Here is a 4,481-nt window from a genome sequence, read left to right as displayed (position 1 = left end):
CGTAAGAAAAATCTGGAAGATATCCGTAATCTTCTGGTAGCCGCACCTAACGGAACCCAGATTCCACTCTATCAGCTGGCAGAAGTTAAAATCCAGGACGGGCCAAATCAGATCCAACGGGAGGATGCAAAAAGAAGGATTGTGGTCGGATTCAATATTGCCGGAAGGGAGGTGCAAACGATTGTGAACGAGCTGCAAGCCAAAGTGAACCAAAAGCTGAAACTTCCCACTGGTTACTATATTACCTACGGTGGTTCTTTTGAAAACCTGAATGCTGCCAAACAGCGGCTGATGATCGCCGTACCGGTATCACTGTTGCTGATTTTTGTTCTGTTGTTTTTTGCTTTTAACTCCGTGAAAGACGGATTGTTGATTTATTCAGCCATACCCTTATCTGCTATTGGCGGGATATTTTTTCTGGCTCTGCGCGGTATGCCATTCAGCATCAGTGCCGGAATTGGTTTTATAGCGCTCTTTGGTGTCGCGGTTTTGAACGGTATTGTGCTAGTTGCTGAATTTAACCGGATCAGAAAAGAAGAGCAAAAGGACATTAAACAAGCTGTTCTGGAAGGTACACAACACAGGCTCCGTCCGGTACTGATGACTGCTTTTGTGGCGTCGCTTGGTTTTTTTCCAATGGCGATCAGTAATGGCGCAGGGGCGGAAGTGCAACGTCCGTTAGCCACGGTGGTGATCGGTGGTCTTTTAGTAGCAACTTTTCTGACACTTTTTGTACTTCCGGTGCTGTACCTGTTTTTTGAAAATGGGTTTAGGCTCAATCTGAATGGTAAAACCAAATCAGTATCGCTGCTGATTCCAGCGATGTTGCTGCTCAATCATGCAAATGGTTTTTCTCAGAACAAAATTGACCTGAAAACGGCTCAGGAGCTTGCTCTGGCCAACAACCAGAATTTGAAAACCGAAAAGCTTAGAACCCAGTACCAGAAAGCGCTTTTAAAAACAGCCGTGGTATTACCTCAAACGGCAGTTCAGGTGGAGGCAGGGCAGATCAACAGTTTTTATACAGACACGCGCTTTAACATTACACAATCACTGAGTCTGCCGGTTGTTTATGCCAGGCAAAAAACACTTTTGCAAAGCGAATTATCAGCCAGTGTTCTCAATGTTGCGGTAAGGGAAAATGAACTGCGAAGAAATGTCGCGCATGTCTTTTATATGTTTTTGTACCAAAAGAGAAAAGAAGCATTGCTCATTTCCCTGGACAGTCTTTACGCTGGTTTTTATCAAAGGGCAAATGAGCGATTTGAAAAGGGGGAAAGTGATATTCTTGAAAAAACGACAGTGGAAACTCAGCTGGCCGATATCAGAATGCAGCGGCAGCAGCTCGAATCCGATTTAAATTTATCAAAGCTGCAATTTCAACTATTGCTCAATGCGCCGGATAATCCCGAGCCGGAATTGCGTGACAATCTGTACAATCCGGTTGCAGTTCCGGATTCAATCAATATCCAAAACCATCCTCAGATGCGGTACCTTTCGCAGCAGCAGCAGATTGCAGCGGCCACTATTGACGTTGAAAAGGCTAAACTTTTGCCGCAGATTAATGTGGGCTACAACAACATGAGTATGCGCGGCACCGGCGCGGATGAGAAGACCTACAGCAGTTCTCAGCGGTTCCAGTCCGGGCAGATTGGAGTGGGTATTCCCATTTTTGCAGGATCTCAAAAGGCACGTATAAATTCTGCCCGGATCAACCAGGATATCAGCCGGCAAAGTTATCAGGCTGGTGCCCAAATGCTCAAATCGCAGTATTTGTCTGCCTTGACAGAATATCGGAAATTCCTGACCGCCGTGCAGTATTACGAAACGAGCGGCCTGAAAAATGCTGCTTTGATCACCGCAACGGCTAATCAACAGCTAGCGGGCGGAAGCATCAATTACCTGCAATGGGTACAGCTGATAGGCCATGCGACTTCCATCCGGAGCCTATATCTGGATGCGGTGATGAACCTGAACAGCAAAGCCATTGATCTTAATTATTACCTTCAAAATTAACATCGCCATGATGAAATATCTGATATACAGCTTACTGATTTTGCTTTTTTTATCCTGTTCCGAAAAGGCTGAAGATGGTACGGTAACGACTGAAAATAATGCTGATCCAAATGTTGCTTCACTCAATGAAAAGCAAATTAAAAGTGCGGATATTAAAACTGCATTGCCAGAGAAAAAACAGATTTCTTCGGTTCTGAAACTAAATGGGAAAATTGATGTTCCGCCTCAGAACATCGTGTCAATCAGCGTGCCATTAGGCGGATACCTGAAAACCACAAAATTATTGCCCGGAACCCGTGTCAAAAAAGGAGATGTACTGGCTGTCGTGGAAGATCAGCAGTACATCCAGCTACAGCAGGATTACCTGACTGGTAAAGCAAGGGTTGTTTTTCTGGAAAGTGATTATTTACGCCAGAAAGATCTGAACAAAAGCAAATCAAGCAGCGATAAGACCTTTCAGCAGGCTGAGTCTGATTACCAGAGCCAGCAGGTGATGATGAAAGCGTTGTACGAAAAGCTCAAACTGGCCGGCATCAATCCTGACCACTTAACAAAGGATAACATTACCCGAAGTATCAGCATTCATTCGCCTATCAACGGTTTTGTGTCCAAGGTGAATGTCAATATCGGCCGGTACGTTTCGGCTACGGAAGTACTTTTTGAACTGATAAACCCGACCGACATCCATCTGGCCCTTAAAGTTTTTGAAAAGGATCTGGATAAAGTAAAAACGGGCCAGCAGGTTTTGGCTTACACCAACAACGTGCCCGACAAAAAATACCAATGTGAAATTATTCTGATCACCAAGGATTTGTCACCGGAAAGGACCGCCGAGGTTCATTCACACTTTGAAAGTTATGAGCCCGAACTTTTACCCGGCATGTTTATGAATGCGGACATCCAGCTCAACAGCCGCTCCGTGCTCGTGCTGCCCGACGATGCCATTGTCACTTACCAAGGCAAACAGTACATTTTTATACCAAAAGGGAAAAGCACCTTTGAAATCAAACAGGTCCAGACCGGAACTTCGGAGAACGGTTTTACGGAAATTATTTCCAAGCAAAAACTTGACAACCAGCTTTGTGTAGTAAACGGAGCGTATTCGCTTCTGATGTCTTTGAAAAATAAATCGGAGGAGTAATACTGATTATTAAAGGACAATTCACTTTGCGCATCAATTGTAAACTGTAAACAAACCATGGTCAGTCTTAAAAACATACAAACCGAAATTGACGCAGGCTTCCTGTACGGGATTCTTGCTAAAAACGAGGAAGATGAAAATGTGGCTAGCGTTTTCAGGCAAATGAGTGAAATAGAGCATGGGCATGCACTTGCATTTATGGCTAAGAATGAACTGCATTTGTCACAATTACCGGGCCCGTCTGCCAGAGCAAAAATCCTGAATACGATCGGTAAGGTTTTTGGCTACGATTACATATTGGGTGTACTTCTGGATACGGAAAAGAGCATTTCGTCTTCCGTATCCAATGCCAGAAACAAGAACAGGTCTGCCAGTTCAATCTCAGACACCGCCCATGTTGCGATCTTGAAGAACATACTGGACAACAACCCTAAAATCGCCGGGTCGACCCTTACCAGGTTTGAGAAACGGCACAGATCAGTGGGGGGGAATGCTTTACGGGCTGCCGTGCTAGGCGGAAATGACGGACTTGTTTCCAATTTCAGTCTGGTGATGGGGATAGCGGGTGCAGCCATAGGGCAAAAGGAAATATTGCTTACCGGACTCGCAGGTCTGCTGGCAGGTGCTTTATCGATGGCTTTGGGTGAATGGATTTCGGTAAAAAGCTCGCAGGAACTCAGTGAAAACCAGATGCAGCTGGAAATGGACGAACTGGAAACCAATCCAGGCGGTGAAGAAAAAGAAATTGCGCTGATCTATCAGGCCAAGGGCATCCCACAGCAGCAGGCTTTGAAAATGGCTCGTGACATCATGTCCAGTAAGGACGAGACAATGGCAATCCTGATCAAAGAAGAGCTAGGTATTAATGTGGAAGATCTGAAAGGTTCTGCCATGGAAGCCGCTGTGACTTCCTTTCTATTATTTTCGGTTGGCGCAATCATTCCTGTATCCCCATACTTTTTTCTAAGCGGTACTCAGGCGATTTTGACAAGCACTGTTGTCAGCGCATTCGGCTTATTTCTGATCGGGGCAGCTATTACCTTATTTACCGGAAAAAGTGTGTGGTATTCTGGGTTCAGGCAAGTTCTTTTCGGGCTTGCAGCCGCTGCTGTCACTTTTGGAATCGGAAGACTCATTGGTGTTTCCGTAGCAGGTTAAATCGGATTTAATTTATTCACCATAAATCATCTCTGTTATGTTCAAAAAAATTTCAATGGGTTTGCTTGCCATTCTGGTAATCATACAATTCTTCAGGCCTGAGAAAAATCTTTCTGATAATCAAACGCACAACATTGCGCTGAAATACCCGGTTTCCGGTGAAGTG

General features: G+C 44.9%; 3 protein-coding genes. All 3 read left to right on the top strand.

Annotation, left to right across the window (positions count from 1 at the left end; all coding sequences use genetic code 11):
• Window positions 1–2,016: efflux RND transporter permease subunit (locus ACTIE6_RS18645; protein WP_439558079.1), on the top strand; the 2,016-nt coding region annotated here is incomplete at its 5' end.
• A 7-nt stretch (window positions 2,017–2,023) separates the two neighbouring features.
• Window positions 2,024–3,157 carry an efflux RND transporter periplasmic adaptor subunit gene (locus ACTIE6_RS18640; RefSeq protein WP_439558078.1) on the top strand — a complete coding sequence of 378 codons (1,134 nt, stop codon included), beginning with the start codon at window positions 2,024–2,026 and terminating at the stop codon, window positions 3,155–3,157.
• A 57-nt stretch (window positions 3,158–3,214) separates the two neighbouring features.
• Window positions 3,215–4,315 (top strand): VIT1/CCC1 transporter family protein, encoded by a 1,101-nt coding sequence (locus ACTIE6_RS18635; protein ID WP_439558077.1) that lies wholly within the window; start codon window positions 3,215–3,217, stop codon window positions 4,313–4,315.
• Window positions 4,316–4,481: the final 166 nt, after the last annotated feature.

This window comes from Dyadobacter sp., from assembly GCF_051859145.1.
GTDB lineage: Bacteria > Bacteroidota > Bacteroidia > Cytophagales > Spirosomataceae > Dyadobacter.
The sequence above is the reverse complement of the archived record's forward strand: the minus strand, read 5'-3'. Positions and strand labels throughout refer to the sequence as shown.